Origin of the sequence: Tumidithrix helvetica PCC 7403 (assembly GCF_965232925.1) — a bacterium.
Taxonomy (GTDB): Bacteria; Cyanobacteriota; Cyanobacteriia; order Pseudanabaenales; family Pseudanabaenaceae; genus Tumidithrix; species Tumidithrix helvetica.
The window spans coordinates 47,177-70,557 of sequence record NZ_CBDDRA010000026.1 but is presented as its reverse complement, the minus strand read 5'-3'; the positions used below and the strand labels follow the sequence as shown (position 1 = coordinate 70,557).

Here is a 23,381-nt window from a genome sequence, read left to right as displayed (position 1 = left end):
TACTCTGGCTGAACTTAGGGAAAAGGTAGACCAACTTCTAGCAGAATTAACTCCCCAAGTTATAGCATCGATTACTGGATATCCTTTCATTTTGGAAGCCCTATCTGTTGCCAATATAATTTAAATTGGTATTACTAACAGACTCAAAATCAGGACTGTCGTTTCTTTCCCTTGAGACATAGTCTTATGCTTGCTTCCTATGATTAGTTCAAAATTAATTACGCTAACTGACACTATAGAGTCAGTAACATTTCTTTATCTAACCTCTGACCGAGCGCTCCTAAGCCCCCTGCAACCCCTCCGATGCCCAAGCTAAAGAGCAGCCGTTTGGCGTCAAAATTTTTGTCGCTATTAACACTCTCGTCTGACATTTTACTCCCTGACCTACGATTACCCTTACTCCCTGACCGACGATTCCTAAAATAATCCCCAGCATCATATTTGATAAACTTCATCTGCATTCATACGTAATCCCATTGCATAACAGCCATAGTCTACTAGTAACAAAGGCTGGCGCAAGATTTCTTTTAGTCAAGAAAATTTAAATATCACTTAACCTAGAAACTGCCACTAAATCGATAACGTGATATTACTACAAGGAGAAAAATATGAAATTAATCCTAGCCTTTATCATCTCCCTCCTAGCTTCACTGTGGACATTATCATCTCCCATTTACGCTCAATCATCCCCCGCGACAACTCTCATCGGTAATAAGACTAAAGTAACCATTGCTTCTTATAATGTCGAAAACCTCGATCCTAGAGATAGTCGCTTTGACCAACTCAGTAAAGATATCGTAGACGATCTCAAATCTCCAGACATCCTCTCATTAATCGAAGTTCAGGATAACAACGGTGCAGTTGATGACAGCATTGTGGCTGCCGATCTCACCTTTAAAACTCTGATTGATGCCATTAAAAGCGCAGGTGGACCTGAATATAAATTTTCCAGTATCGATCCTCAAGATGATAACGATGGTGGCGAACCAGGCGGCAATATTCGCGTCGGATTTCTCTACAACCCCAAACGCATCACCCTTGCCAATGGTAATCCAGGCAATGCAATCAAAATCACATCCGTCCTAACTTCTCCCTCCGTTACTCTCTCTCTTAACCCAGGGCGTATCGACCCCACAAACCCAGCTTTTGTCAACAGTCGCAAACCCCTCATTGCCGAATTTACTTTCAATGGACAGCAACTCTTCGTCATTGCCAATCACTTTGCCTCCAAAAGAGGTGGAGCCGCAGCCGATACGCAAAGGCTTAAGCAAGCACAAATAGTTAACCAATTTGCAGCCAAAATTCTAAAAGCAGATTCTAAAGCCAAAGTAGTTGTCCTTGGCGATCTCAATGACTTCGTTGAATCTGAGCCACTCAAAGCTCTTAAAGGAAATATACTTACCAATCTAATCGAACAAATTCCCCCTAGCGATCGCTTTACCTTTAAATTCCAAGGGAAAAAACAAGTCCTCGACCACATTCTGATCAGCCCCAATCTCAGCACTGCAAACCCAGAAATTGATATCGTTCACATAAATATTGGGTTTAGCGACCACGCTAGCGATCACGATCCACTAGTATCTCGCTTCACCATCACTGCTGCACCTGTCCCCGCAAGTACGCCTATCCCTGTCCCTACCATTCAGCCTTCTCCCTCTCCAATTTCAGCAATCTTCCCGAGTCTTACTAGGGAAGAGCTTCTCAAGAAATTAGCTCTTGAGTTCGCACCCAAAAAAACTCTCAGCTACCGAGCTGCCAGAGAAGCAATATTTAGTGACATTGACAACAAAAGTAACACTATCGAAGATGTCTATAGCGGATACAAAATTCAACTGGACGAACCTATTCCACCCGTAGACGAAGCTAGGGAAGAAGGAATAAACACCGAACACACATACCCACAGAGCAAAGGAGCTAACGGCAAAGCTAAAAGCGACATTCACCATCTTTTTCCTACATGGGATCGTGCTAACTCCTTACGCGACAATGACCCTTTCGGCGATATTCCAGACGACAAAACAAAAAGATGGCTTTTAAAAGGTAGCGAGTCCTCTCAGATTCCTACTAGTAGCATCAATGAATATAGCGAATCAGATCTAAACGTTTTCGAGCCGCGTGAAGATCATAAAGGCAACGCCGCTAGAGCGGTGTTTTACTTCTACACCTTGTACAAGTCTCAAGCTGACAGTGAAGATCCGAATTTTTTCCAAAAACAACAAAAAACACTTTGTGAGTGGCATCAACAAGACCCCGTTGATACTGCTGAACTTTCACGTTCCCATGCCATTGTTGAGTACCAAGGTAACGAAAATCCCTTTGTTTTAGATAAGACATTAGCATCTAGAACTTACTGCCCTTAGTATTCCAAGGCATTTACAGCCACTTTACATAGCGACTTAGAGCGCCTCCCACAAGAGGCGTTTTTTTGCTGGCGAGATCGCAACCAACACCACCACCCTCACAATAGAATATGATTATCGTTACGAATATCAAATATGTTTGCGCTGGTTGACTGCAACTGCTTCTACGTTAGCTGCGAGCGCGTCTTTAACCCTGCCCTTGAGGGCAAGCCCGTCGTCGTCTTGTCCAACAACGATGGCTGTATCGTCGCGCGATCGCCCGAAGTAAAAGCGCTGGGCATCCCGATGGGGGCTCCCTACCACAAACACAAAGCCGCCCTCGAGCGCGGTGGTGCTATCGTGCTGTCGTCAAACTACGAGCTATACGGCGATTTGAGTCACCGAGTCTATCAAGTTCTCTGTGATTCAGTTCCAGAAGTAGAAATTTATTCCGTTGACGAGTGCTTTCTCGACTTGTCAGGGTTTTCCCATTGGGAGACAGAGCGACTGATGGAGTTTTGCACGGAACTGCGAGCGAAAATCTTGCAATGGACTGGCATTCCTACAGGCATCGGTATCGCTGCTACAAAAACCTTAGCGAAAGCAGCAAGTATCGTAGCTAAAAAATCGCCATCTGGCGTTGCCGAGCTGCTAACGCCAGCTATCAGAGAGAGGGTGTTGACCAACTTAGAAATTGAAGATATCTGGGGCATCAATCGGCGATTGGGTTTTCGTTTGAGATCGCACGGCATTGGTACGGCAAAACAGCTAAGAGATGCCAGAGAACCTCTGGTCAAGCAAATCTTTGGCATCGTGGGAGTTCGCATCGCGCACGAACTACAGGGACTATCTTGTCTCCCCATCGAAGCGATCGCACCGCCACAGAAAAATATGATTTGTTCTAGATCGTTTGGAACTCCAGCTACAACGCTAGAACACCTGCACGAAGCGATCGCCTATCACGCAGCCCGTGCAGCGGCAAAACTAAGGCATAAAGGACTGAAGGCTTCGGTCTTGGGGGTATTTATATCGACGAATCGCTTCAAACCCACAGACGAGCAATACAGCAACTCAGTTACCGTTTCTCTTCCTACTGCGATAAATAGCACTCAGGTGATGATTCGCTTTGCCAAACAGTGCATGACAAATATTTTCCAAGATGGCTTCAGCTACAAGAAATGCGGCGTAATCTTGAGCGAACTAAGTGCGGCTGAATCGGTGCAACTCGACTTACTATCCAATGCCGTCGATCCGCGAGATGAAAAGCTGATGGCTGCGATGGACTCTCTCAACGCTCGTTTCGGGACTGGGGCAATTAAGTTCGCCAGCGAAGGACTTCAGAAACCTTGGGCGATGAAACGCGATATGAGCTCGCCGAGGTATACGAGCCGATGGGACGAACTGCCTATCGTGAGGGCTTAAAGCAGGGAAAGTAAGATTCCCTTGGTATCTCTTTGTGAATAAGTCTTTATGAATGCTAGAAAGTAATGACAGACACGCCTTCAGCTAGATGTAGCGCAATCGAGCTGTTGTTACAATTCTTTACATAAGAAACACAAAAAAGGAACAAAGCCGATGACTAGCACATACAAGATCGATACCGAAAAAGCCGCACGCATCCTCAACGAGCGCATAGCTGAGATCTCTACCTTAGAAAAAACGCTTGAGTCAGGTCGCTATAGTGATGGGAGCGAGCTAATTCCTGCGGAAGTCCAAGCAAGTCAGCGCCGTAATGGCGATCGATTGGTAAATGCCACGTTAGTAAGCGGTTACACCGTAACCGATGGAGGGCTGCTCAACAACTACGCGATCGAGCCTCAACTATATGTTGAAGAAACTGCTCGCTCAGGCTTTACTCCCTTTGCCGAGAAGCTAAACGGTCGCTATGCCATGATTGGATTTGCCTCTCTTCTCGTCATAGAAGTTTTAACCAAGCACGGTTTGATCTGGTGGCTTAACAATCTATAAATCTTCAATCGAATTCACTTTTATCGACCAGACACAGATCCTATAAGTCGCAGAAAATCTATGGATATTCGCAAACAGTTATCGCTCGAACAACAGTTTGAACTTCAAGTCTTTGAAGTTCAGGTTCGTCGGCTCTCTCAGGAAGACGCTCATGAATTGTTGATTCGGTTGCAGGAATCAATGCTCTATCAATCAATGACTTTTCGTGAAATGCTTAAGGAAGCTTGGGGCATCGGCAAAAATTTTGATATCGCTTCCAATATGCTCGCCGATGGTTAATCTCTGGTTCAAAGTTTAGATCTAGTCGATTTTACTTTTGGAAGCTATTATGCTGCATAAATTCAAGGATTCGCCCTTTCCCCTTTTCGTGGAATCTAGTTTAACCATCGCAGTATTTCTGTTCGCGATCTGCTTATTGTGAAGGCTTGAGAACCGAGGCTTTAGTTTAAATTTCTCGAACATTATTTCGGGATCGTCAAACCTCAATGCCCTCACGCGATCGCAATATACCACTATATATATGGTGCAATGTGGGTGTTCGTAAGGCTACGCTACTATATCTAGTTTCTTTGCTAAGCTGAACCAGTGAAATATTCCCAATACTCCACAAAACCACGATCGCCCTCCTGATGGGCGATTTTTCATATTTTGCATTAGATTAAAGGTATGTGCGGACGATTTACCCAATTTCATTCAGCAGAAGCGATCGCCGAGGCGTTTGAGGTAGATGTCGAAGACCTCCCACCTCGGTACAACATCGCTCCCTCTCAGCCGATCGCTGCGATCGTGCAGAGACTAGATGAACCCCGCAAACTACTTTGGTTGCGATGGGGGCTGATTCCTTCATGGGCAAAAGATCCAGCGATTGGGTACAAGCTCATTAACGCCCGATCCGAGACTGCTTTTGAAAAACCTTCTTTTCGATATGCCTTTAAACATAGGCGATGTCTGATTCCCACCGATGGCTTCTACGAATGGCAGCGCTTAGAAGGAAGCAAGAAACAACCCTTTTTCATTGGCTTGAAGGATAGCAGTCCTTTTGCCTTTGCGGGACTGTGGGAACGATGGGAAAGCAAGGAAGGCGACATTGTAGAAACCTGCACGATCTTGACGACAGAGGCAAACGATTTAGTCAGTCCGATCCACGATCGGATGCCTGTCATCCTCCATCCCAAAGACTACGACCTTTGGCTCGATCCCAAATTCACCCGCAGCGATCGCTTGCAAGCTTTGCTCGTACCCTATCCATCTGAGTTCATGGTGTCTCATCCTGTCGGCACTAAAGTTAACAGCCCCAAGAATGATAGTCCTGAATGCCTGCAACCTTCGATCTTGGCATGAGGCGAGATGAAAAAGAAAACTGTGGCATGGTTTCAATCTAAACTCGCAGCGTGGGCAAATCACAACCTGCGTGACTTTCCGTGGAGGCGAACGACAGATCCCTACTCTATTTTTGTTGCTGAATTTCTGTTGCAAAAAACTGTAGCTGCGACAGCTTCGCCGATCTACGAGGAGTTTATGGCTCAGTACCTAACTTTGGAAGTACTGGCAATTGCCTCGGTTGAGGACGCAAACCAAATCCTGCAACCGCTGGGGCTTTCTTTCAGAGCAGAGCGGTTGTGCAGTTCGGCAAGGATTGTCATGGATAAGCACAAAGGCAAAATTCCAGCGTTGGAGGCAGAATTGCTTTTGCTCCTTGGTGTTGGCAAATATACAGCTCGTTCTATTTGCGCGAATGCTTTCGGACAACCAGCAGCGGTACTCGATACCAATGTGGCGCGAATTATAGAACGGTTCTTTGGTTTGAAAGGAGAGCGGGTCAAATCTCGTTGTAAAATCCTCTAGGCTGCGGCAGATGCGATCGCGCCCAAACGCAACGTTAGCAGGTGGAATTTGACGCTATTGGATTTCGGGGCGATCGTCTGTACTGCCAGAAAGCCCCATTGTGAAGAATGTCCGTTGCAAGAAAAATGCTGCTATTTTGCTAGTGCCTAGATTGCGAGGCAATTACAGATGAAGCTACACAAGGCATCAATGTAAAAGTCTTTTTGCGACTTTCAGACAGATGCATAGATGGTTCGCTGCCCTATACAAAGTGCGATCGCGATCGGATCGAGATGATAGCGCAACAACTTTGGCAAAATTCTCCTAGAACGCCATGCGATCGCCGAGATATACGAGAATTGTGAGGGCATGAAAAACTAGTTCAAGGAGGTGTTGATTGGAATACAGCTATCAGCCTTGCCTGCGATCGCAATCATCTAACTTACATTCTGCCTAATCAGCATTTTCTCGATCGCGCTGATATCCAAAACTTATACTTTTAGGCTTGATGTAATAGGTCATGGTGCGAGCAGTTCCATGAGCTTTTTGCATCTCTGCTACATCACCAACAATGGCGAGAGGCTTCCAGTCTTTCGGGCGATCGCTTAATTTTCCAATGAATACCTCAGTTTCTCGGCACAGCTCGACTTGCGGATTTATACAAATAAAATTTTCGGGTGTGCTTTGTTTTGCCAGTTCGACGCATTGCTGAAAATTCATATTTTTGCTCCAGTTTCGTCTATTTTAACCTTGAGACTAATAGGCTTCTGTCTTGAGAGTATCGAAGTAAAGGTCACCTCAAGATACTCTTAGAATAGCTGACAACCCATGCTGTTAAAGCCTTTTATCTGTTTTTATGTAGGTGCATAAGTGGAGCGCTACCCGTTACAAGTGCGATAGCGATCGTATAGCGTACATTGCTATGCTGTTGGAGAAATTCCCCTAGAACGCTATGCGATCGCCGATCCAGAATATTATTTGACACAATATGCTAAAAATAGCATAATTCTAGTCATGAGCCTTTCATTAAAATCTATCGAGTGGCTTGGCAGTTCCAACGACGATTTACGGGATTTTCCTGAGAATGTTCGGGAAGAGATGGGTTATGCACTGTACCTCGCTCAATTAGGTGAAAAGCATCCCGATGCAAAACCTCTAAAAGGCTTCACTGGTGCTGGTGTTCTCGAAATCGTGGAAGATTTTGATAAAGACACCTACAGAGCAGTCTATACGGTGAAATTTGAAGGAATTGTCTACGTTCTTCATGCCTTTCAGAAAAAATCAAAACGGGGGATTTCCACTCCTAAGCAAGATATAGATCTGATTGAAGCTCGACTTAAACGGGCTCAAGAGCACTACGAAAGTAGAGACTCAAAGCAAAAAAAGAAGGAGAAATAAAATGACTGAAGAAGTAAAAGTTTATTCGGGAAGCGGTAATGTCTTTGATGATTTAGGACTTCCCAATTCCGATGAATTGCTAGTCAAGGCAGAACTCGTTCGGCAAATTAGCAACCTAATTTCTAATAAACAACTTACCCAGGTCGCAGCGGCAGAACTTTTAGGAATAGATCAACCTAAAGTATCGGCATTAGTACGCGGTAAATTATCAGGCTTCTCTACAGAACGCCTTTTCCGATTTCTCAATATATTGGGAAGCAATGTAGAAATTCGCGTTATTCCAAACACGCAATTAAATCAGCCCAAAACTAGTGTTGTCGTGGTCTAATGACTCTACTATGACAAAAACTATGACAAGATTCGCAGTAGTTTTAAGTTATTTCGAGTAGACTCAAGTCGCCATGAGTAGGCGTAAGTATCGCCCAAACACAAGTATAGAAAAGATTTTGAATAATAGCAGCACCGTGATTTGAACACGGGACCTACGGATTATGAGACCGTCGCTCTAACCAACTGAGCTATGCTGCCTAACAGCTATAAATTTATCATAGCCAAGGTTTTAAATCTTATCATAAACATACAACTCTATAGAAAATTTCTAGATTGGGTTTTCGGCGCGATCGCTTCCAGAAAGCATCCCATTACCAGTAACCAGTAACTCACGCTCGACAGGAGGGCTAATCGCCTTGCTAGCCTTTCTAGGTCTGCGTTTGGGTAAAATGGTTTCGATCGGATGATCTTCGCTGAGCAAATAGGTGGCTACCTTGTCTGGAAGGCAGAGATTACGGGCTAAAAGCGATCGCGATGAGCCTTTACCTTGATAAATTTCTAGCAGTTTATGCTTGATTAAGGGGGCTTTGGGCATTAGCATATTTCTGGCAACTCGCCACTCGGCATCGGAGTGACAAAATAGCCGCAACGCTAAATCTACAGTGGGTTGGCTGCAATTTTCTTCGTCGTTGTTTAGAACGGCATAGAGCTTTTCATAGCGGCGGCTGATCTCAGGCGCGAGGCAGAGTACCAGCAAGTCGCGCTCAAACTTACTGAGGTCTAAATGCTTGCATAGGGTAGGGATACCTAAAGGAATGCCTTGGTCAAAGCTTTTGGCAAGGCGATCGCCATAGCGACCCAGAGCATGGGGCATTTGCAAGGAAAGATCCTGCTTAACCTGCCTGCCGCCCAAGGTAGGATCGAGATTAATAAACCCTTTCCACCAATGGCTGGTTGCCTTGTCCGTTGCCGATCGCGCCACGCGATCGATTTCTTGACCCGTGATTCTTTGCTTAGCGATCGCGCGCATCAGTACCCGATCTAACCAAGCCAATTCAGCTTTGAGATAGGCCCAATTATCGGTAAAAGCACTTACCCCTACTTCCACATTCATGCCACGCCTCGACGCAAGATCCCCCGAATTGCTAAGCCGACCGCGATCGCAAAGGCGGTTAATTCCAGTAAAGAGCCTAGTAAGGTAACATTTCCCCAAGGGGCAGTCAAAATTACACTATCCCAAGCCCAACTGCTATGGCTATAAACATAGCGAATCGGTTCGATCGCAAACGAGAGCGGATTTAAGCTCGCTACCCATTGCAACCAAGTGGGCATAAATGCCAAGGGGGCTAAAGCAGTGCTAGAGAAAATCAAGGGTAGATTTACCAAAAAGATAAAGGCAAGCAGCTCTTGGTGACCCGGCATGGCAAAGGCTAACCCCAAGCTCAACATGGTAAAGCCCACCACTAGCAAAATTATTGCCAATGACATTACGCCTAAGCCTGCAAGGGTTGGTAGCCCTGCGCCCATAAAGTTGCTGACCGCGACGATCGCTATGGTCTGAACCACGCTGAGAGAAATGATAAAGATGGCAGAGGCAAACACAATGGAATAGCGGGATGCCAAAGGTGCAACCAAGATGCGGTTCAGAAAACCAAACTCGCGATCGAATAGCAGCGGTAAGCCCGAGTTAAGTGCACCACTAAATGCGGTAAAGACAATAATTCCAGCGGCTAAAAACTGGATATAGGTTTGTCCTTCGCCGAACATACCTTCGGGGGCATAGCGAAACAACGCGCCAAATAAAGCCAACCACATCAGGGGCTGCAACACGCCTGCAATCAGGGTTGTAGGACGACGACGCAGTTGAATAAACCAACGTTTAGTCAGGGCAAGGGTTTCTTGGCGAAACTCAGCAGAAAAAAATCCTGGGTTGTCCGCGTAAGTCGTTTCGGGTAAATCGGTCACAACAGGTGAGGTTTGAGTCATGACTGCTAAATTCCTATCCAATCCATTAAGGTGAAGCTATCTAATATAGTCTAACTCTAGTGAAAGCGAATTCTAGAGATTGGTAACTGTTGAAATTCTCAGAATGGCAAATTGAGTCAATTGAATTTTATGCAGGATCTGCTTCTGGGGACTACAGTGCATCATTCCAAGCAATTTATAGGCTATTCAGGGTGAGATCTTACGTGCAAGAACCTTAGTGCAGGAACCTAAAAAATTCCTGTTGCTATATTAGTAACCAAGCTTGCCACTGAGCTAAGCTGCGTTAATCTACAAATTGTCAAAGGGTTTAGGAACATATTAAACATCATGTCTAAAATCAGTCTTTCTAGAACTATCAAGGCATTACAAGCCACAACATTGCTCTCCACGGTATTTATTCTGGCTACACCGATCGCGACATTTATTCCCTCAGTCGCAGCTCAAGAAGTCAAACAGAGTCGCGTGTTAACTGTGACAGGACAAGGCGATCGCTCCGTGCAAACCACAAGGGCAAGGGTTCAAGTGGCAGTGGCGGTAGAAGGGAAAACAGCGGAAGAAGTACAGGCAGATATTGCGCGCAAGACCAATCTCGTGCTTGCTAAATTGAAAGAACTACAGGTGGAAAAGCTACAAACCACGGGCATAAACTTAAGCCCCAAATATGTCTATGAGAATAATCGTCAACGGCAAGAAGGTTTTACAGGACAGAACAGTATCAGCTTTGTAACTTCGATCGAACGTTCGGGAGCGACACTCGATGCGATCGTAGCAGTGGGCGCAAACCGTATCGATCAAATCAGTTTTCTTGCTCCTGATGAAGCAATTAAGGCCGCACGCAATGGTGCATTACAGGATGCAGTGAAGGATGCTCAAGATCAGGCTAACGCCGTACTCAGTTCGCTTAACCTCAAAGCACAATCCATCCGCACAATTCGGATTGGCAATGAATCCTATTCCCCTCCAGTTCTGCTGAATCAGTCTACGTTTGCCAAAGCAGATGGAAATGTGACTTCGGTCGTGGGGGGCGAGCAAAAAGTTCAGGCTTCCGTTACGCTGGAAATCACTTACTAAATAATCGTGCTTGCAATTACAATTAGCTATTGACTATAGACATTGTAAAGGTTGTTTCAATTCGTAGCGCAGGCATCTTGCCTGCATCTTGCCACGTTCGCAAACAATTAAGGAGCGCTAAATTAGCTTTGACGATTATTTAATAGAACTAACGTTTTGCAAAGATCTTACGGGTGCGAAAGCTGACGTTTGAACCTTCGTTTGTTTGTTCGATCACCAATAGGGGTGTGGGTTTTGCTTTCTGATCCCAACTGATTACGGCAAGTTTGCCTTGAATTGTAGGTTGCCAATTCCTCGTACTCTCTGTGGCAATCATAAAGTTCTCTAGGGCGATCGCAATATCATTGATACTACTTTGGGCGCTTTGGGTAGGCAGTTTTGCCAACTTGATTTGGATGCGAAATAACACTCTTGCTTGGGAATTGTCGTGGTGATCGGGCATGTAATGGACATCAAACGTCACATCAACTTTGCGACTTCCTACTTTTTCTCTCTCTTCTCGTTTGAGGGGCATGATCGTGGGCGCAACTCTTTGGCGGAGATAGAGTTTGATCTGAGCCATGATCGTGTCTCGAAATTCTTCTTCATCCATACGCATACTCAGGTAATCGAGATTAAATTCTCTGGAATGGATGAGATCGGGATTGCGCTCTTGTTCTGAGATCGTATGAAGCGCGAACTTAAGTTTGCGAATGAGTTCGCTGTTTTTGAGCTTTTCTAGCTTCCTTTGCTCGTTAACTTGATGAAATTTAAAGTAGCCGAATATGCTGACACCGATCGCCCCAAACAGAAGAATGACTAATAACGACACGCCTGTGGGCGTTTGCAGCGATCGCATCAGATCTGCCAAATTTCCTATTTGCCCCATCGGTTGATTGGGGTTCACTGCAATGACTTCTTGTTTTTTTAACATAAGCGCCTTAAAAATGACAAAACAGGGGATAACCTCCCTGTTTAATTTGGCTCGGCATATGTTTGTACGCCGTATCTAAAATTTAGTATTCCCCCACTAGAGAAATTGATAGCATTTCGCTCAGGGTTACGTCATACGTATTAGGAGGGATTTTATTTAGGAACGCACGCATCGCAAGCCTGCAAAGATTTGGCGAACATAGGGATGATACCAATTGCGAAAGGTTGGACGTAATGCCCAAGGTTGTGTAGCTCGACTGCCCCCTTTAAGCACAAAATGCCGATCGTCAAAATAGGCGCTAGAGTAACCCGTATATGGAAACGGTGTAAATTTGGGATAGGGATGAAATAGGGTGGAAGTCCATTCCCAGACATTGCCGAGCATGGAGTGTTCGCGCTCCGCATTCAAATTCAAATAGTTTGCAGCCTTTTCCCACTCGGCTTCGGTTGGCAAGCGTTTTCCTGTAAATCTCGCATAGGCATCCGCTTCGTACCAGCTAATGCCACAAACTGGGTCAAAATCGTAACTGTTTTGCCAAGCATTCCAATAGAGGGGATGGACAATCTCTTCACCTTGCGCCAGAGTCGTTTGTAACCATTGCCAACCCGCCTCTGACCACCATTGCGACTGCTGATAACCGCCAGATTGGATGAATTCCCTATATTGAGCGCGGGTGATGGGATAGCGATCGATCGAATATGCCTCTAGATACACAGAATGAGGCGGAGATTCATTATCTAAGGCATCTAATCCTTCGTAGCCCTGCTGAAAGGAACCTGCTGGAATCTCGATCTCGTGATTCAGATTGGGAGTATCTTCGCTACTGAACGAAGAATTCCTGAATTCCAGTCTTGGGAATTGTGACTTTTCGGCTGATAAATCGTGGAGATGTAAAACTAAGGTAATTGTTTCGGCATGTTGGCTTTCATGTTGCAGTAACCAGCACCATAGACGTTCCTGTTGCCGAAATTGTTCGGGAGAAGCATCTTCTAGATAGAGAAATACGCGATCGCGCACGCAGTTGAGGTAATCGCAAATCTGTTCGAACGGAGGTAAATTATCTCGTTCCGCTTTAGGAAGACCATCGGCAGCAAACAAACGGTGATAGTGGGGAGCAATGGCTGGCAATCCAGCGGCTTTGTTAAGAATCCAAACAGACTCGATAAAGGCGATATGTCCGAGATGCCAACCGACTGGACTAAAATCAGGGTGTGCTTGGCGGCAAAATGTGGCGCGATCGATGCCCTCAAATAGCGACAGGGTGGCTTGGCGGCATTGTTGATACCATTGCTTAACCTGTGACTTGGTAAGTTGTCCAGACAGCAAGTAACTCTGAGATTTAAGCATGAATCCAAGCTTTGTTAGAGGTGTTACGAGGTTTTGTTACGGGATATATCAATCAATCCCCAGTGGTTGCTAAAATGTCATCTTAAAACAATGCCAAGTATGTCGTCGAGAGTTTAGAAATGTTAAAGCATCTCAAACAGCTAACCAAACAAGCGATCGCGCGCCTGATCCTCGTTGGTTTAGTTCTATTTGCCACCTGTCACCTGTTTACAGGAGCAGCGATCGCGCTTGAAGTCTATGACATCCCAAGTTTGGCGGAGATCGAGACAAAGAACGGTCAAACTTGGGTGATCGATGGTGCGGGCGTATTGAGTACCAGCACCGAGGCGGCTGCAACTAACCAGCTTAAAGATTTGGCAAAAGATACGGGACTGCAAGTCAGGTTTGTAACCGTAGATCGCATTGATTTTGGTCAACCTGTGGCGCAGTTTACAACAGAGTTGTTTGACAAGTGGTTTCCCACGGATGCCGATAAAGCCAACCAAGCCCTACTCCTGATTGCCACAGAGGATCATCGGACGGCTTTTCAAATAGGAGACAAGGTTAAAGCCTTACTAAACGAAGAGCAAGCTAAGAGTGTGGCACTGGAAACCATGTTCGTTCCCACTCAAAAGGCAAACTATAACCAAGCTGTCGCCGATGGAACCAATCGTCTCGCTCTCATTCTCACGGGTAAGCCCGATCCAGGACCTCCAGCGATCGTTGAGGAAAAAGGCGAGACCAGTAATTACACCAAAGCCGAGGACACTGATATTGGTGGTTCTACCGTGCTTGTGATCGTTCTCTTAATTGCCGCTACGATCATTCCTATGGTTACCTATTACTGGTTCCAAAATCAGTCGTAACAACCTAGAGATAAAGAATTGAGGTGTGGCGATCGCGTTCGATGGATAGGATCGTATTCTCCTCAAAGGGTTGCCATGCCGCATTCTCAAACAATGGCTCAGAAGCAACAATCGCCGCATTAGGAAGGCGCGAATCTTCCTTTAGCCAATAGAGCGATGGCGCAGGGGAATGGGTAGCACAGCGCGAAGCAACCAGTTGAAGACCGTTACTAATTACCACGTTTAGGGAAGCCGATACGCCAAATTCTCTTGCCCAAATCAATATCTGGATCAAAGTCTTTTGCAACGCTTCAGCTAAATTTTCTTTACCTAAAAGCTCTAGATTTGACAAGAGCAACGCGAAGATATGCTCAGAGTCGGTTGTGCCGTGAATGCCCTGATAAAACTGGTCGCTAAGTTGGTTGCGAATCGGACGATAAAGCGATCGCCGAAAATTATCGATAAAGCCATTATGAATGCAGAGAATTTGTTCGTGGCGAAAGGGCTGACAATTGCTCAAGTCCACGGCGAGTCCGGGGGTGGCACTACGCACATTCGCTAGTACGCAACCCGACTCAATATAGCGACTCAGGTGGGGCAGGTTAATGTCATTCCAAATCGGTAAGGTGTTTTTGTAGATATAGGGCTCGGTAGCATATTGGGCTGAGTGCTGGTCAGCATGATGAGCGTGATACCAACCAATGCCAAACCCATCTGCATTTAAAAGCCCTGCGGTCATTTCGCGAGGCTGATAACTCTGTACGATGAGAGAATGCTCGGGAGCCTCTAACACATTGGTTAGCAAGGTAGGTTGGCCAAAGTAGCCAAGTAAGCGACACATGAGGTATTTACTAAATTTGGAAATATTTCGACAGATCCTCGTTTATTAATAAGCGATCGCCGAGTATACAAGTGTAGCGAGTTTTGCCAAAAACTTGGGACTTGATGCGTGAGTGGAAATGATTAGTTTCAGCTTTGCCCAACCGACCGAGACAGGCTCAGGCGAGGTCAAAATCGCTCAACCACCTACAGGGTAGACATTGCGGGGAATTAGCCTATTTTTTGTGCCACATGAAAAGCTGAAACATAAGATAGCGAAAGGCGATCGCCGCAGTTTTTTTCTAATTCTGTTCTTAACCCTTCAAACAGAGTATTTCTGGTTTCGGGCTTTAACACGATGTAGGCAGATGATGCCCTTCATCCAATTTGCTAACTCATTCGTATATCAAATAAGTAAACCCTGAGAGGATTACTCCACATTAACTTTTTGGAATGAGAGCTTACAACGATGAACTACAGATTTCTTGGACTTATTGCTGGTTTGGCTGTGACTGCTGGAATTGTTTCATGTTCTGCTACCCCCACCTCCCAAGCAACTTCCGCAACTCAGTCCACTCCAGCCACCAAGCCTGCTGATGCCATGAAAAGCGATGCCATGAAAGATAAAACTAGCGTAGAAACTAATACAAAAGCCAGCACAAAATCGAGAACTGGAAGTTTTGTAAGTGCAGAGCATACTACTATCGGCAAGGCTAGTATTGTTCAAGAAAATGAAACTTATTTTATTGAGCTTGATGAAGGTTTTAAGACATCAGAAAATGGACCAGATCTATTTGTGATTTTGCATCGATCGCCAAATATTCTGAAAATATCCCAACCACCTGATTATGCGATCGCTGAGAGTGATTATACAATAATTGCTCCTCTCAAAAGTTTCAATGGTAAACAGCGCTACGAGATTCCAAAAAATGTTCAACCAGATAGTTACAAGTCTGTAGCAATCTGGTGTCGTAAGTTTAACGCTACTTTTGGTTTTGCCCCTTTGTCTTGAGGCTTTGTCTTGGGGCTAATACTATATCGCGGTTTTCAAGAAATCTCGGACAAAACCAAAAAAAATGGAAGTATATAGATCCCTGTCTTCGCTGGATTTTCCCTGAATATAGTAATACTTCTGCGATCGTTCTCGGACTCCTTTGCTGCCCGCCATAACTCCACTGGGAATCGATTGAGAAACTTAGCAAGGTTTGTCACAAAAGTTTGTCACAGTGGAGCTGGTCTATTTATCGTAATTGTAGCTGTTTATCTTTATAGGCGGGGATTCACCCCCAATGCCTACAAGCTTACTGTCACGGCAATCAATACCATCACCACAACCATAAACATGGCGGTAAAGATTGTATTGACAATATGACGTTGCGATTCGGCTGTAGCTGGATCTTCCTCGGTAATCTTGGGAAGAATAGCGTAGTTGTTGAGCAGACCCGTTTCATCCATCGTGTAGCCAAGGGGCAGATGCTCTAGAGGTATTTCGCTTTCTGTGTGAATTTCAGCAGAGAGTGGTTCAGAGCCAGCAATAGGACGATCTGCTTCTGCAATTTCTTGAGGTTGCATCGTAAGCATATTCATTTCCCTCTCAGTTCTATACGAAGATTATAGCACGCTCCCCACCAATTCTCATGTTAATAAATGTATGCAGGAAGTAGGTTTCAGCGTATTTCAGGGTTTGGCTTTGAACGAGGGAATAGGCGTTGATTTAAAGGAATATGGAATGGGCAGAACGAAATCATTCAGGCAAGACTGAGTGCATCCAAATTGCAGCTTGCGTGCGATCGCGCAGTCCTAATTGACCGAGAATATTGGTGATATTGTTCCTTACGGTTTTCTCGGAAATATAGAGGGCATCGGCAATTTCTTGATTGTTAGCTCCCTTGGCAATCAACTTTAAAATTTCCTGCTCTCTGGGTGTCAGTTTCGAGAAGTTTGACGGAGGGTTTGTCGCAACAGATGACGGACTCGTTAGGAGCTTACTGGCAAGACCGGGAGCCAATTGCGTATAGCCTTTTTGCACGAGACGAATTGCTTGGGTGAGTTCCTCAAAGGGCGTGTCTTTGAGCAGGTAGCCCGCAGCGCCAAACCGCAGTGCCTCCGTGATATAGTCGCGATCGTCGAAGGTGGTGAGAATCAGTACCTTGACCTCGGGGAACCGTTGCGAAATTTCTCGCGTAGCCGCCACGCCATCCATTTCTGGCATCCGCACATCCATGAGTACGACATCGGGTTGGAGAGATTCTACAAAAGCGATCGCTTCGCGACCATTTTTGCCTTCGCCCACAACTTGTAGCTCGGGGTCAGACTTGAGCAAAGCTCTCATGCCTCGCCGAATTAAATCTTGGTCGTCAATCAGCAGAATCCGAATCATAGGGGTTACTATAAACGCTAAAAGAGCTGTCTAGTGGGAACTGGGCAATAATCTGGCATCCCGATCCCAATGCCGCAATTATTTCAAAAGTACCATCTAAAGCACTCGTTCGTTCTCTCATACCTTGCAACCCAAACCCTGTAATGTTTTGGCTCAAGTCAAACCCTTTGCCGTTATCCCGAATGGTTAGTTGCAGATTGGGTGTGCATTGGAAGCAAATTTCTACTTCTGTGGCAGCGGCATACTTGCGGATATTCGTAAGGGCTTCCTGTGTAATGCGGTACAGAGCTGTCTGAAGCTCATGGGGAATTGGCTTAAAGGATAGATGGCAAATGGGTGAAATGCCCGTAGAACGGTGAAAATCTTCGATCAGAGAACCCAAGGATTCTTTCAGCGATCGCCCTTGGAGGGGATCCGATCGCAGGGTCGCTACGGACTGCCGCACTTCCTGTAAAGCGATTGCGCCTAGTTGTTTTGCCTCGACGATCAGATCCTCTGCTTCTTTGAGATCGGAGTGGAGCAATCTCAAAGCCGCTTCTAGATACAAATTGAAGCCTGTGAGAGAATGTCCGAGGGAATCGTGAATTTCGCGGGCAATACGGTTCCTTTCTTGGACTGTGGCTAACTCCTCAACCTTCAAAGCATAGTCGCGCAAACGAGTATTCGCGACGATCAGTTGTTCTCTGCTTTTGCGTTCCGAAAGAATCGCATCGACGAGTAATTGTAAAAACAGCACGATCAAGCCAAACATCAAGAAAAAACCCACCCAAAAAATCCCCATTTGGTCGGGGGCAATTTTAACCACGAGTCCTTGTGTATACAGCCGATGGGCTTGACCGAGAATGGCAGCAATAAAGGTTAGCCCCGTGACAATCGAACGCGATCGCCCCTCTAATAAAACGCAGTTACGAATGACTAAAACAATAAACAGCAATTGAAATAGCTGGATATGCCCCCAAAATATCATGCATAGAATTAACCCGAACTCAAAGCTAAGCAATAGCAATTTATGCAGCGATCGCTGGGGTAATATCCTTCCCATTAGCCACAAAGTCCCTAATCCCAAGCCATTCGCGATTGTAAGCATACTGACCCCATTCAAGGTAGCCATCCAGACTTGCGCGATCGCGACAATGCCTAACAAAATCCACTCCAAAATTAATAATAGGCGCAGAGGCGAAGCTTGAGAATGTAGTTTCATCGTAAGTAAGAGAATCGTATATTTCACTTTACTGCTCGAACGAGCGGGATGCCAAGATGTTTGTTTGAGGTTGGGACATTTGTCCTGACAGAGCGGGACATATATCTCTGGCGATCGCTGGGTATTGCTTCTAAATTGTTGACATGAGATGAAATCAAGGAGCGAACGCGATGAAAAAGCAATGGATGGCAATGATTGCAAGTGGTTTGATTGGAACCACCCTTTTTGCAATTCCCCCAGCCCAAGCTGACACGAATTCTTTAACGAAAATGTTTCCTGTTTTGGTGGGGATTCAACTCACACCCGCACAGCAAGCGCAGCTAGAAGGACTCAGCGATCGGGCAATGCCGCAGATCCTAAACCTTCTCTCTTCAGAGCAACAGGCGCAATTTAAAGCGGCTCTAGCAGAAGGGAATGGCATAGGACGAGCGATGATGTCACTCAATTTGTCGATGTCTCAAAAGCTAAAGTTACGGAATATCGCTCAATCCTTGCGATCGCAACTCACCACAATTCTCACTGACGAACAACAACAGCAATTGACGCAGAACCTGCGCTCGCAACTACAAGGAAATCATTAGGTCAAAAACTATGAAAATGCACGCACTTAGCCTGATTATGACGGTCGGATTGGCATTAACAGGATTGAACCAAGCCGCCTTTGCTGGAACCACCACACGCACAGGGGTGAATGGTAAAACTCAAACAACTAACCGTACCTATGGTAATGGACAACAGACTACTACACGTACAGGTGTGAATGGCAATACTCAAACAACTAACCGTACCTATGGTAATGGACAGCAAACCACTACGCGCACGGGTGTGAATGGTAATACCCAAACCACCAATCGTACTTATAGTGACGGACAACAGACCACTACGCGCACGGGTGCGAACGGTAATACTCAGACAACTACTCGCACCTATAGTGACGGGCAGCAAACCACTACGCGCACAGGTGTGAACGGTAATACTCAGACAACTACTCGCACTTATTGATTGTTATCCGTTTCACTCATTTCTAAGAGATTCAGGTTATTAGGGGAGAGTAGTTTTACTCTCCTCTCTAAATTTTATCCATTGCTAACTGCTGAATAATTATGGAACATTTAATTTATTCAAGGATTTACCCAGTTTTAGGAATCTTGATCTTAGTCGAAGCCTTGCTACTCATGCGCAGTGGTAAGTATCGCCATTCTTGGCAAGAGAGCGTGGCATCCCTAGGCGTATTTATCGGACAACATCTCACGAACATGGTGATGAAGGTGGTGCTAGCAGGAATCTTTATCGTGATATGGGAACATCGTCTATGGACAGTTCCGCTGAATACTTGGTGGGGGTTGCCCTTATTGTTTTTTGGTATTGAATTTTTCTACTATTGGCATCACCGCTGCGCCCATAGGGTGCGATGGCTTTGGGCAACCCATGCCGTTCATCATTCCACAAAGCATTTTAATTTGTCTGCTGCCTATCGGTTAGGCTGGACAGGAGTTATATCAGGTAATTTCCTCTTCTTTTTGCCCTTGATTTGGCTGGGATTCCATCCGATTGCGGTTACCACAGGACTAGCCTTCAATTTGGTTTACCAATTTTGGATTCATACCGAAATTGTGCCTAAGTTGGGATTTTTAGAATGGGTGCTGAATACGCCCTCGCATCATCGCGTTCACCATGCCTCCAATCCTGAATATATCGATCGCAACTATGGGGGTGTTTTGATCCTGTTCGATCGCCTATTTGGTACATTTACCGAGGAGCAAGCAGCGCATAAACCCATCTATGGCTTAACGCACTCGCTGCATACCTATAATCCACTCAAAATCGCATTTCACGCTTGGATTAGTCTCTTTCAAGATTTATGGAATGCCCGCACTTGGAAAGGTCGGCTTGATACTATTTTTGGAGCACCTAAGTAAGGTAGTTAGCAATCTACCGTTTGCGCCTAACCTATTCACGAGCAACTGTATGCGATCGCGATCGCACATTTACATTAGATTTATCACAGGAATAGAGCGCGAACCATCACCCCCAGATCTTCGTCAATCTTAGATATTAAATACAGTCAGGTAGACCTAGTCAGTCTAAATTCCATATCTTAAGGCTTGGTGAAATTATGCTTATTATCTTAAATACTGAAATCGAGCCAGTTTTCAATGTCTCTACTCCTTGGGGTGAGGAAAAATTGATTTACTTGCTAGAACATATGTACGTTCGGACTGAAACGTACAAACGCATTGAGGATGCGATCGCAGATTGCCAAAGAGATCTACATTCAGGCTTTAACTCAGTTGTCGTCAAAGAAAAAGAAGGCGCTAGCCTTTGGTGCGTCTTACCCAAGATGGTAAATGTCGATCTTCACAAGATGACTACGGCATTAGATAAACAGGAAACGATCGCCCTCGAATCAGCCTCTCCTGCCAAAAGAACCAAGTCTTGGTTAAATCTCGTCATGCATCTAACCCAAAATCCCAACGATCTAATGGCTGTGCATTAGCAAACTCAAGTTAGACTGGATTAGGAAATCATGTCTATTGTCATCATGCATTCAACTTCAGCCAGTTTGCCCGACTCTTTAGATCGCATTGTCAAGCGTTTTCAAAGGCTAGCTGATCCCAAGCAACGCTACGAGCAGCTAATCCTTTACGGAAAAAAACTTGAGGCATTTCCCGAAAAAGATAAGACCCCAGGCAATAAAGTACCAGGGTGTGTTTCTCAGGTTTATGTCACTGCCAGTTGGGATGAAAATCAAAGAGTCGTATTTCAGGGAGACTCAGATGCTCTGATCAGTAAGGGTTTTGTGGGTTTGTTAGCGATCGGCATGAATGGGCTAACCCAAAAAGAAATTGAGCTACTTTCGCCAGACTTTATTAAAGACACGGGCTTAGCCGTAAGCCTCACTCCTTCCCGCGCCAATGGCTTTTATAATGTATTCAAAACCATGCAGGCAAAAGCTGCTGGCTTAGATTTACCCAATTTGTCTTAAGTATTTCTAACGATAAAAATTCCCAAAAAAGTGGCAAATAGGCAGAGGATGACGCTTAGAGAAACATAGAGAAATAGGGTGAGGTAGTCACCACTCTCAAAAAGTGAATTGTTTTCATAGGCAAAAGAAGAGAATGTCGTAAATCCTCCACAAAAACCTGTGGCAAGCAGCAAGCTCAAAGCTGGACTTAAGCGATATTTTGCCACGAGAGCATAAATTACGCCAATGAGAAAACATCCCAAAATATTCACGAAAAAAGTCCCCAATGGGAATGTAAGTTCAAATTGGCGACTAATCGTTTTACTAAGCAAAAATCGCGAAACACTCCCAAATCCTCCTCCCAAGAAAACGATGAATATCTGGCGCATGATGTTTGTCGAGTAAATCGTTGTTAAAATTGCAGTGAAATCATTCTCTCCTGCAAACTTTAATCCATGCCTGCTATTAGTCCCGCGATCTCTTTAGTTTTTCCAGAATTTCAAACCCATGCCACGATGGTAGGACTGATTGCAATTTTTGCGATCGCGCACAGCGGTCTAGCAGCTTTACGGATGCGGGGCGAAAAATTGATTGGGGCTAGGGCATATCGGGTGATTTTTGCACTCGTCAGCTTACCCCTCGCATCAATCTTGCTGATTTATTTCTTTAATCATCGCTATGACGGCATCCAACTCTGGCAAGTGCAAGCTGTACCGGGCATCAACCCTTTGGTCTTGGTCGTATCCGCAATTTCTTTTTTGTTTCTCTATCCCTCCACATTCAATCTGCTCGAAGTAGCCGCGATCGCAAAGCCACAGGTTCACCTACATGAAACGGGAATTATTCGCATCACCCGCCATCCACAGATGGTTGGACAAATTATTTGGTGTGTTGCCCATACACTCTGGATTGGGAGCAGCTTTATGGTAGTAACTTCCCTTGCGCTGATCTTGCATCATCTTTTTGGTGTGTGGCATGGCGATCGCCGTTTGCTGGAACGATATGGCGATGCTTTTGAGGAACTGAAACAGCGAACTTCTGTATTTCCATTTCTGGCGATCGCGCAGGGACGCCAAACCTTTGAATGGAAAGAATTCATCCGCCCTGCCTATATTGGTGTAATTATTGCCGTAGTTCTATTTCGCTGGCTGCACCCGATCGCAATTAATGCCTTTGCCAACATCCCTTGGTAGTCGTCTAAAAGTTCAGGTGGGATAAACTTCAGGCGGGATTTAGCTCGGCAGTAAGATTTTTAATTGCTGCAATCAATTCGGGTACGGAGGATGCCGCCCAATCTAGTTCGGCCCTGCGTCCGACTTGCAGTTGGGCGTGCAGGCTAAACTCCTGCGGGTAGCCCGTTACCTCCACGCGAATCATTTCGGTGGCAGCCGTACAGGTGAGCTTCTCGCGATCGCTTAGCTCTGTTTCCATGTGTGTCATCGTATCTGCAAGCTGCAAACTCAGCCGACAAAAATCGCGCAGTTCCTGACCCGTGAGTTCGATCGCCCAGCGATCGCCACCCACCAAACCTTCAAAAACCTCTGCCTCAGATTGCCAACCAAGTCGCCAGCCCGCACCACTTGCCATGCGTTTTGGCATTCGTTTGAATCTATAAATCTAGTCGCTATACATTTAATCGCTAAGACTTAATCGCTAAGTCTGAGGGGGCGATCGCCTTTAAATAGGGTACTTCCAGATTCTCCCCCCTTAATTCAAGGGGGGCTGGGGGGATCTAAACCTAATCGCTCAAAATTTCTGGTTGGGTCATTTCATCAGACATCTCAATAATGGCTCTGAGAATTGGTTTCATGGCGTGATCGTCGTAATCGTCAATTTCTTCGTAACGTCTGAGCTTGGCACGATTGGCGACCTGCACCGTAATACGGTAGCGATTAGAAGCTTTACCTACCAAATCTTCTACACGACGAGTAATCTGAGCTGAGTCAACAATGTAGCGTTTTGCCATAACGAGTTTGTCTGTCTAAGTTCTGGTTTATGAGTTCGAGTCGATTTTGCCTAGTGCGCCCTTAAACAAATATTCAGTTAAAAAGCAACAGTCAGCCTGTCTAGTTTACC

Annotated in this window: 32 protein-coding genes and 1 tRNA gene; 18 read left to right on the top strand and 15 right to left on the bottom strand. The window is 45.4% G+C overall.

From position 1 onward, the window contains the following. Nucleotides 1–233 precede the first annotated feature (233 nt). On the bottom strand, nt 234–371 hold the full coding sequence (locus tag ACP2WE_RS20475) for a hypothetical protein (RefSeq protein WP_425217387.1): 138 nt from the start codon (nt 369–371) through the stop codon (nt 234–236). 237 nt (nt 372–608) lie between these two features. Here ACP2WE_RS20475 and ACP2WE_RS20470 point away from each other — a divergent pair, with 237 nt between their 5' ends. The 7 genes from ACP2WE_RS20470 to ACP2WE_RS20440 all read left to right on the top strand — a co-directional run bounded on the left by ACP2WE_RS20470 (nt 609) and on the right by ACP2WE_RS20440 (nt 6,302). Further along, nucleotides 609–2,360 (top strand): endonuclease, encoded by a 1,752-nt coding sequence (locus tag ACP2WE_RS20470; protein ID WP_425217386.1) that lies wholly within the window; start codon nt 609–611, stop codon nt 2,358–2,360. Nucleotides 2,361–2,495: 135 nt separating this feature from the next. Beyond that, on the top strand, nt 2,496–3,761 hold the full coding sequence (locus ACP2WE_RS20465) for a Y-family DNA polymerase (RefSeq protein WP_425217385.1): 1,266 nt from the start codon (nt 2,496–2,498) through the stop codon (nt 3,759–3,761). 321 nt (nt 3,762–4,082) lie between these two features. Continuing rightward, the gene (locus ACP2WE_RS20460) at nt 4,083–4,307 is read left to right on the top strand and encodes a CAB/ELIP/HLIP family chlorophyll-binding protein (protein ID WP_425217390.1); all 225 of its coding nucleotides are present in this window, start codon (nt 4,083–4,085) and stop codon (nt 4,305–4,307) included. A gap of 60 nt (nt 4,308–4,367) precedes the next feature. Next, a complete protein-coding gene (locus tag ACP2WE_RS20455) occupies nt 4,368–4,586 on the top strand; it encodes an NblA/ycf18 family protein (protein WP_425217384.1) in 219 nt (72 codons plus the stop codon). A gap of 387 nt (nt 4,587–4,973) precedes the next feature. Then, nucleotides 4,974–5,648, top strand: a complete 675-nt coding sequence (locus tag ACP2WE_RS20450) for an SOS response-associated peptidase (protein WP_425217383.1) — start codon at nt 4,974–4,976, stop codon at nt 5,646–5,648. 6 nt (nt 5,649–5,654) lie between these two features. Then, nucleotides 5,655–6,152, top strand: coding sequence for an HhH-GPD family protein (locus ACP2WE_RS20445; RefSeq protein ID WP_425217382.1), 498 nt, complete (start codon nt 5,655–5,657; stop codon nt 6,150–6,152). Nucleotides 6,153–6,200: 48 nt separating this feature from the next. After that, entirely contained in the window at nt 6,201–6,302 is a 102-nt protein-coding gene (locus tag ACP2WE_RS20440; protein ID WP_425217381.1) for an iron-sulfur binding domain-containing protein, read from the top strand. A gap of 62 nt (nt 6,303–6,364) precedes the next feature. Here the strand turns inward: ACP2WE_RS20440 and ACP2WE_RS20435 are convergent, their stop codons facing one another. Next, nucleotides 6,365–6,502, bottom strand: coding sequence for a hypothetical protein (locus ACP2WE_RS20435; protein ID WP_425217380.1), 138 nt, complete (start codon nt 6,500–6,502; stop codon nt 6,365–6,367). 82 nt (nt 6,503–6,584) lie between these two features. Next, nucleotides 6,585–6,851 carry a hypothetical protein gene (locus ACP2WE_RS20430; RefSeq protein ID WP_425217379.1) on the bottom strand — a complete coding sequence of 89 codons (267 nt, stop codon included), beginning with the start codon at nt 6,849–6,851 and terminating at the stop codon, nt 6,585–6,587. A gap of 294 nt (nt 6,852–7,145) precedes the next feature. Between ACP2WE_RS20430 and ACP2WE_RS20425 the strand changes: the two genes are divergently transcribed. Together ACP2WE_RS20425 and ACP2WE_RS20420 are read left to right on the top strand one after the other, a co-directional pair. Next, the gene (locus ACP2WE_RS20425) at nt 7,146–7,529 is read left to right on the top strand and encodes a type II toxin-antitoxin system RelE/ParE family toxin (RefSeq protein WP_425217378.1); all 384 of its coding nucleotides are present in this window, start codon (nt 7,146–7,148) and stop codon (nt 7,527–7,529) included. Between the two features lies 1 nt (nt 7,530). After that, on the top strand, nt 7,531–7,857 hold the full coding sequence (locus ACP2WE_RS20420) for a helix-turn-helix domain-containing protein (RefSeq protein WP_425217377.1): 327 nt from the start codon (nt 7,531–7,533) through the stop codon (nt 7,855–7,857). Between the two features lie 126 nt (nt 7,858–7,983). Here ACP2WE_RS20420 and ACP2WE_RS20415 read toward each other — a convergent pair. The 3 genes from ACP2WE_RS20415 to ACP2WE_RS20405 form a co-directional block, all read right to left on the bottom strand. Continuing rightward, nucleotides 7,984–8,057: transfer RNA gene (locus tag ACP2WE_RS20415), tRNA-Met, on the bottom strand. 70 nt (nt 8,058–8,127) lie between these two features. Then, nucleotides 8,128–8,913, bottom strand: a complete 786-nt coding sequence (locus tag ACP2WE_RS20410) for a hypothetical protein (RefSeq protein ID WP_425217376.1) — start codon at nt 8,911–8,913, stop codon at nt 8,128–8,130. Next, nucleotides 8,910–9,785 (bottom strand): ABC transporter permease, encoded by an 876-nt coding sequence (locus ACP2WE_RS20405; protein ID WP_425217375.1) that lies wholly within the window; start codon nt 9,783–9,785, stop codon nt 8,910–8,912. The genes ACP2WE_RS20410 and ACP2WE_RS20405 overlap by 4 nt, the downstream gene beginning before the upstream one ends. 327 nt (nt 9,786–10,112) lie before the next feature. On the opposite strand from ACP2WE_RS20405, the gene ACP2WE_RS20400 reads away from it, so the two are divergent. Next, entirely contained in the window at nt 10,113–10,856 is a 744-nt protein-coding gene (locus ACP2WE_RS20400; RefSeq protein ID WP_425217374.1) for an SIMPL domain-containing protein, read from the top strand. Nucleotides 10,857–11,004: 148 nt separating this feature from the next. Here the strand turns inward: ACP2WE_RS20400 and ACP2WE_RS20395 are convergent, their stop codons facing one another. Then, nucleotides 11,005–11,769 (bottom strand): hypothetical protein, encoded by a 765-nt coding sequence (locus tag ACP2WE_RS20395; RefSeq protein WP_425217373.1) that lies wholly within the window; start codon nt 11,767–11,769, stop codon nt 11,005–11,007. A 156-nt stretch (nt 11,770–11,925) separates the two neighbouring features. Beyond that, nucleotides 11,926–13,116 carry an SUMF1/EgtB/PvdO family nonheme iron enzyme gene (locus ACP2WE_RS20390; RefSeq protein ID WP_425217372.1) on the bottom strand — a complete coding sequence of 397 codons (1,191 nt, stop codon included), beginning with the start codon at nt 13,114–13,116 and terminating at the stop codon, nt 11,926–11,928. A 119-nt stretch (nt 13,117–13,235) separates the two neighbouring features. Here ACP2WE_RS20390 and psb32 point away from each other — a divergent pair, with 119 nt between their 5' ends. Next, nucleotides 13,236–13,961 (top strand): photosystem II repair protein Psb32, encoded by a 726-nt coding sequence (gene psb32 / locus ACP2WE_RS20385; protein ID WP_425217371.1) that lies wholly within the window; start codon nt 13,236–13,238, stop codon nt 13,959–13,961. Between the two features lie 4 nt (nt 13,962–13,965). Here psb32 and egtC read toward each other — a convergent pair whose 3' ends face one another. Further along, the gene (gene egtC / locus ACP2WE_RS20380) at nt 13,966–14,781 is read right to left on the bottom strand and encodes an ergothioneine biosynthesis protein EgtC (protein WP_425217370.1); all 816 of its coding nucleotides are present in this window, start codon (nt 14,779–14,781) and stop codon (nt 13,966–13,968) included. A gap of 447 nt (nt 14,782–15,228) precedes the next feature. On the opposite strand from egtC, the gene ACP2WE_RS20375 reads away from it, so the two are divergent. Further along, complete coding sequence (locus tag ACP2WE_RS20375; RefSeq protein WP_425217369.1) at nt 15,229–15,771, top strand: DM13 domain-containing protein; 543 nt, start codon at nt 15,229–15,231, stop codon at nt 15,769–15,771. A 281-nt stretch (nt 15,772–16,052) separates the two neighbouring features. Here ACP2WE_RS20375 and psb34 read toward each other — a convergent pair whose 3' ends face one another. The 3 genes from psb34 to ACP2WE_RS20360 all read right to left on the bottom strand — a co-directional run bounded on the left by psb34 (nt 16,053) and on the right by ACP2WE_RS20360 (nt 18,340). Then, on the bottom strand, nt 16,053–16,340 hold the full coding sequence (psb34, locus tag ACP2WE_RS20370) for a photosystem II assembly protein Psb34 (RefSeq protein ID WP_425217368.1): 288 nt from the start codon (nt 16,338–16,340) through the stop codon (nt 16,053–16,055). 163 nt (nt 16,341–16,503) lie between these two features. After that, nucleotides 16,504–17,139 (bottom strand): response regulator, encoded by a 636-nt coding sequence (locus ACP2WE_RS20365; RefSeq protein WP_425217367.1) that lies wholly within the window; start codon nt 17,137–17,139, stop codon nt 16,504–16,506. After that, nucleotides 17,117–18,340, bottom strand: a complete 1,224-nt coding sequence (locus tag ACP2WE_RS20360) for a sensor histidine kinase (RefSeq protein WP_425217366.1) — start codon at nt 18,338–18,340, stop codon at nt 17,117–17,119. The genes ACP2WE_RS20365 and ACP2WE_RS20360 overlap by 23 nt, the downstream gene beginning before the upstream one ends. A gap of 170 nt (nt 18,341–18,510) precedes the next feature. Between ACP2WE_RS20360 and ACP2WE_RS20355 the strand changes: the two genes are divergently transcribed. From ACP2WE_RS20355 to ACP2WE_RS20335, 5 genes are all read left to right on the top strand, one after another. Continuing rightward, entirely contained in the window at nt 18,511–18,921 is a 411-nt protein-coding gene (locus tag ACP2WE_RS20355; RefSeq protein ID WP_425217365.1) for a hypothetical protein, read from the top strand. 10 nt (nt 18,922–18,931) lie between these two features. Next, the gene (locus ACP2WE_RS20350) at nt 18,932–19,342 is read left to right on the top strand and encodes a hypothetical protein (RefSeq protein WP_425217364.1); all 411 of its coding nucleotides are present in this window, start codon (nt 18,932–18,934) and stop codon (nt 19,340–19,342) included. A gap of 101 nt (nt 19,343–19,443) precedes the next feature. After that, nucleotides 19,444–20,259: a sterol desaturase family protein gene (locus ACP2WE_RS20345; protein WP_425217363.1), complete on the top strand. Its 816-nt coding sequence runs from the start codon at nt 19,444–19,446 to the stop codon at nt 20,257–20,259. Nucleotides 20,260–20,456: 197 nt separating this feature from the next. After that, a complete protein-coding gene (locus ACP2WE_RS20340) occupies nt 20,457–20,837 on the top strand; it encodes a hypothetical protein (RefSeq protein ID WP_425217362.1) in 381 nt (126 codons plus the stop codon). Nucleotides 20,838–20,882: 45 nt separating this feature from the next. Next, on the top strand, nt 20,883–21,326 hold the full coding sequence (locus ACP2WE_RS20335) for a SufE family protein (protein ID WP_425217389.1): 444 nt from the start codon (nt 20,883–20,885) through the stop codon (nt 21,324–21,326). On the opposite strand, the gene crcB is transcribed toward ACP2WE_RS20335, so the two are convergent. Next, the gene (crcB, locus tag ACP2WE_RS20330; protein ID WP_425217361.1) at nt 21,323–21,694 is read right to left on the bottom strand and encodes a fluoride efflux transporter CrcB; all 372 of its coding nucleotides are present in this window, start codon (nt 21,692–21,694) and stop codon (nt 21,323–21,325) included. The two genes, ACP2WE_RS20335 and crcB, sit on opposite strands and share 4 nt — an antisense overlap. Nucleotides 21,695–21,760: 66 nt before the next feature. Between crcB and ACP2WE_RS20325 the strand changes: the two genes are divergently transcribed. Beyond that, nucleotides 21,761–22,498: an NnrU family protein gene (locus ACP2WE_RS20325; protein ID WP_425217360.1), complete on the top strand. Its 738-nt coding sequence runs from the start codon at nt 21,761–21,763 to the stop codon at nt 22,496–22,498. Between the two features lie 28 nt (nt 22,499–22,526). On the opposite strand, the gene ACP2WE_RS20320 is transcribed toward ACP2WE_RS20325, so the two are convergent. Both ACP2WE_RS20320 and ACP2WE_RS20315 read right to left on the bottom strand, forming a co-directional pair. Continuing rightward, nucleotides 22,527–22,904, bottom strand: a complete 378-nt coding sequence (locus ACP2WE_RS20320) for a DUF1818 family protein (protein WP_425217359.1) — start codon at nt 22,902–22,904, stop codon at nt 22,527–22,529. Between the two features lie 139 nt (nt 22,905–23,043). Further along, a complete protein-coding gene (locus ACP2WE_RS20315) occupies nt 23,044–23,271 on the bottom strand; it encodes a DNA-directed RNA polymerase subunit omega (protein ID WP_330483174.1) in 228 nt (75 codons plus the stop codon). Nucleotides 23,272–23,381 lie beyond the last annotated feature (110 nt).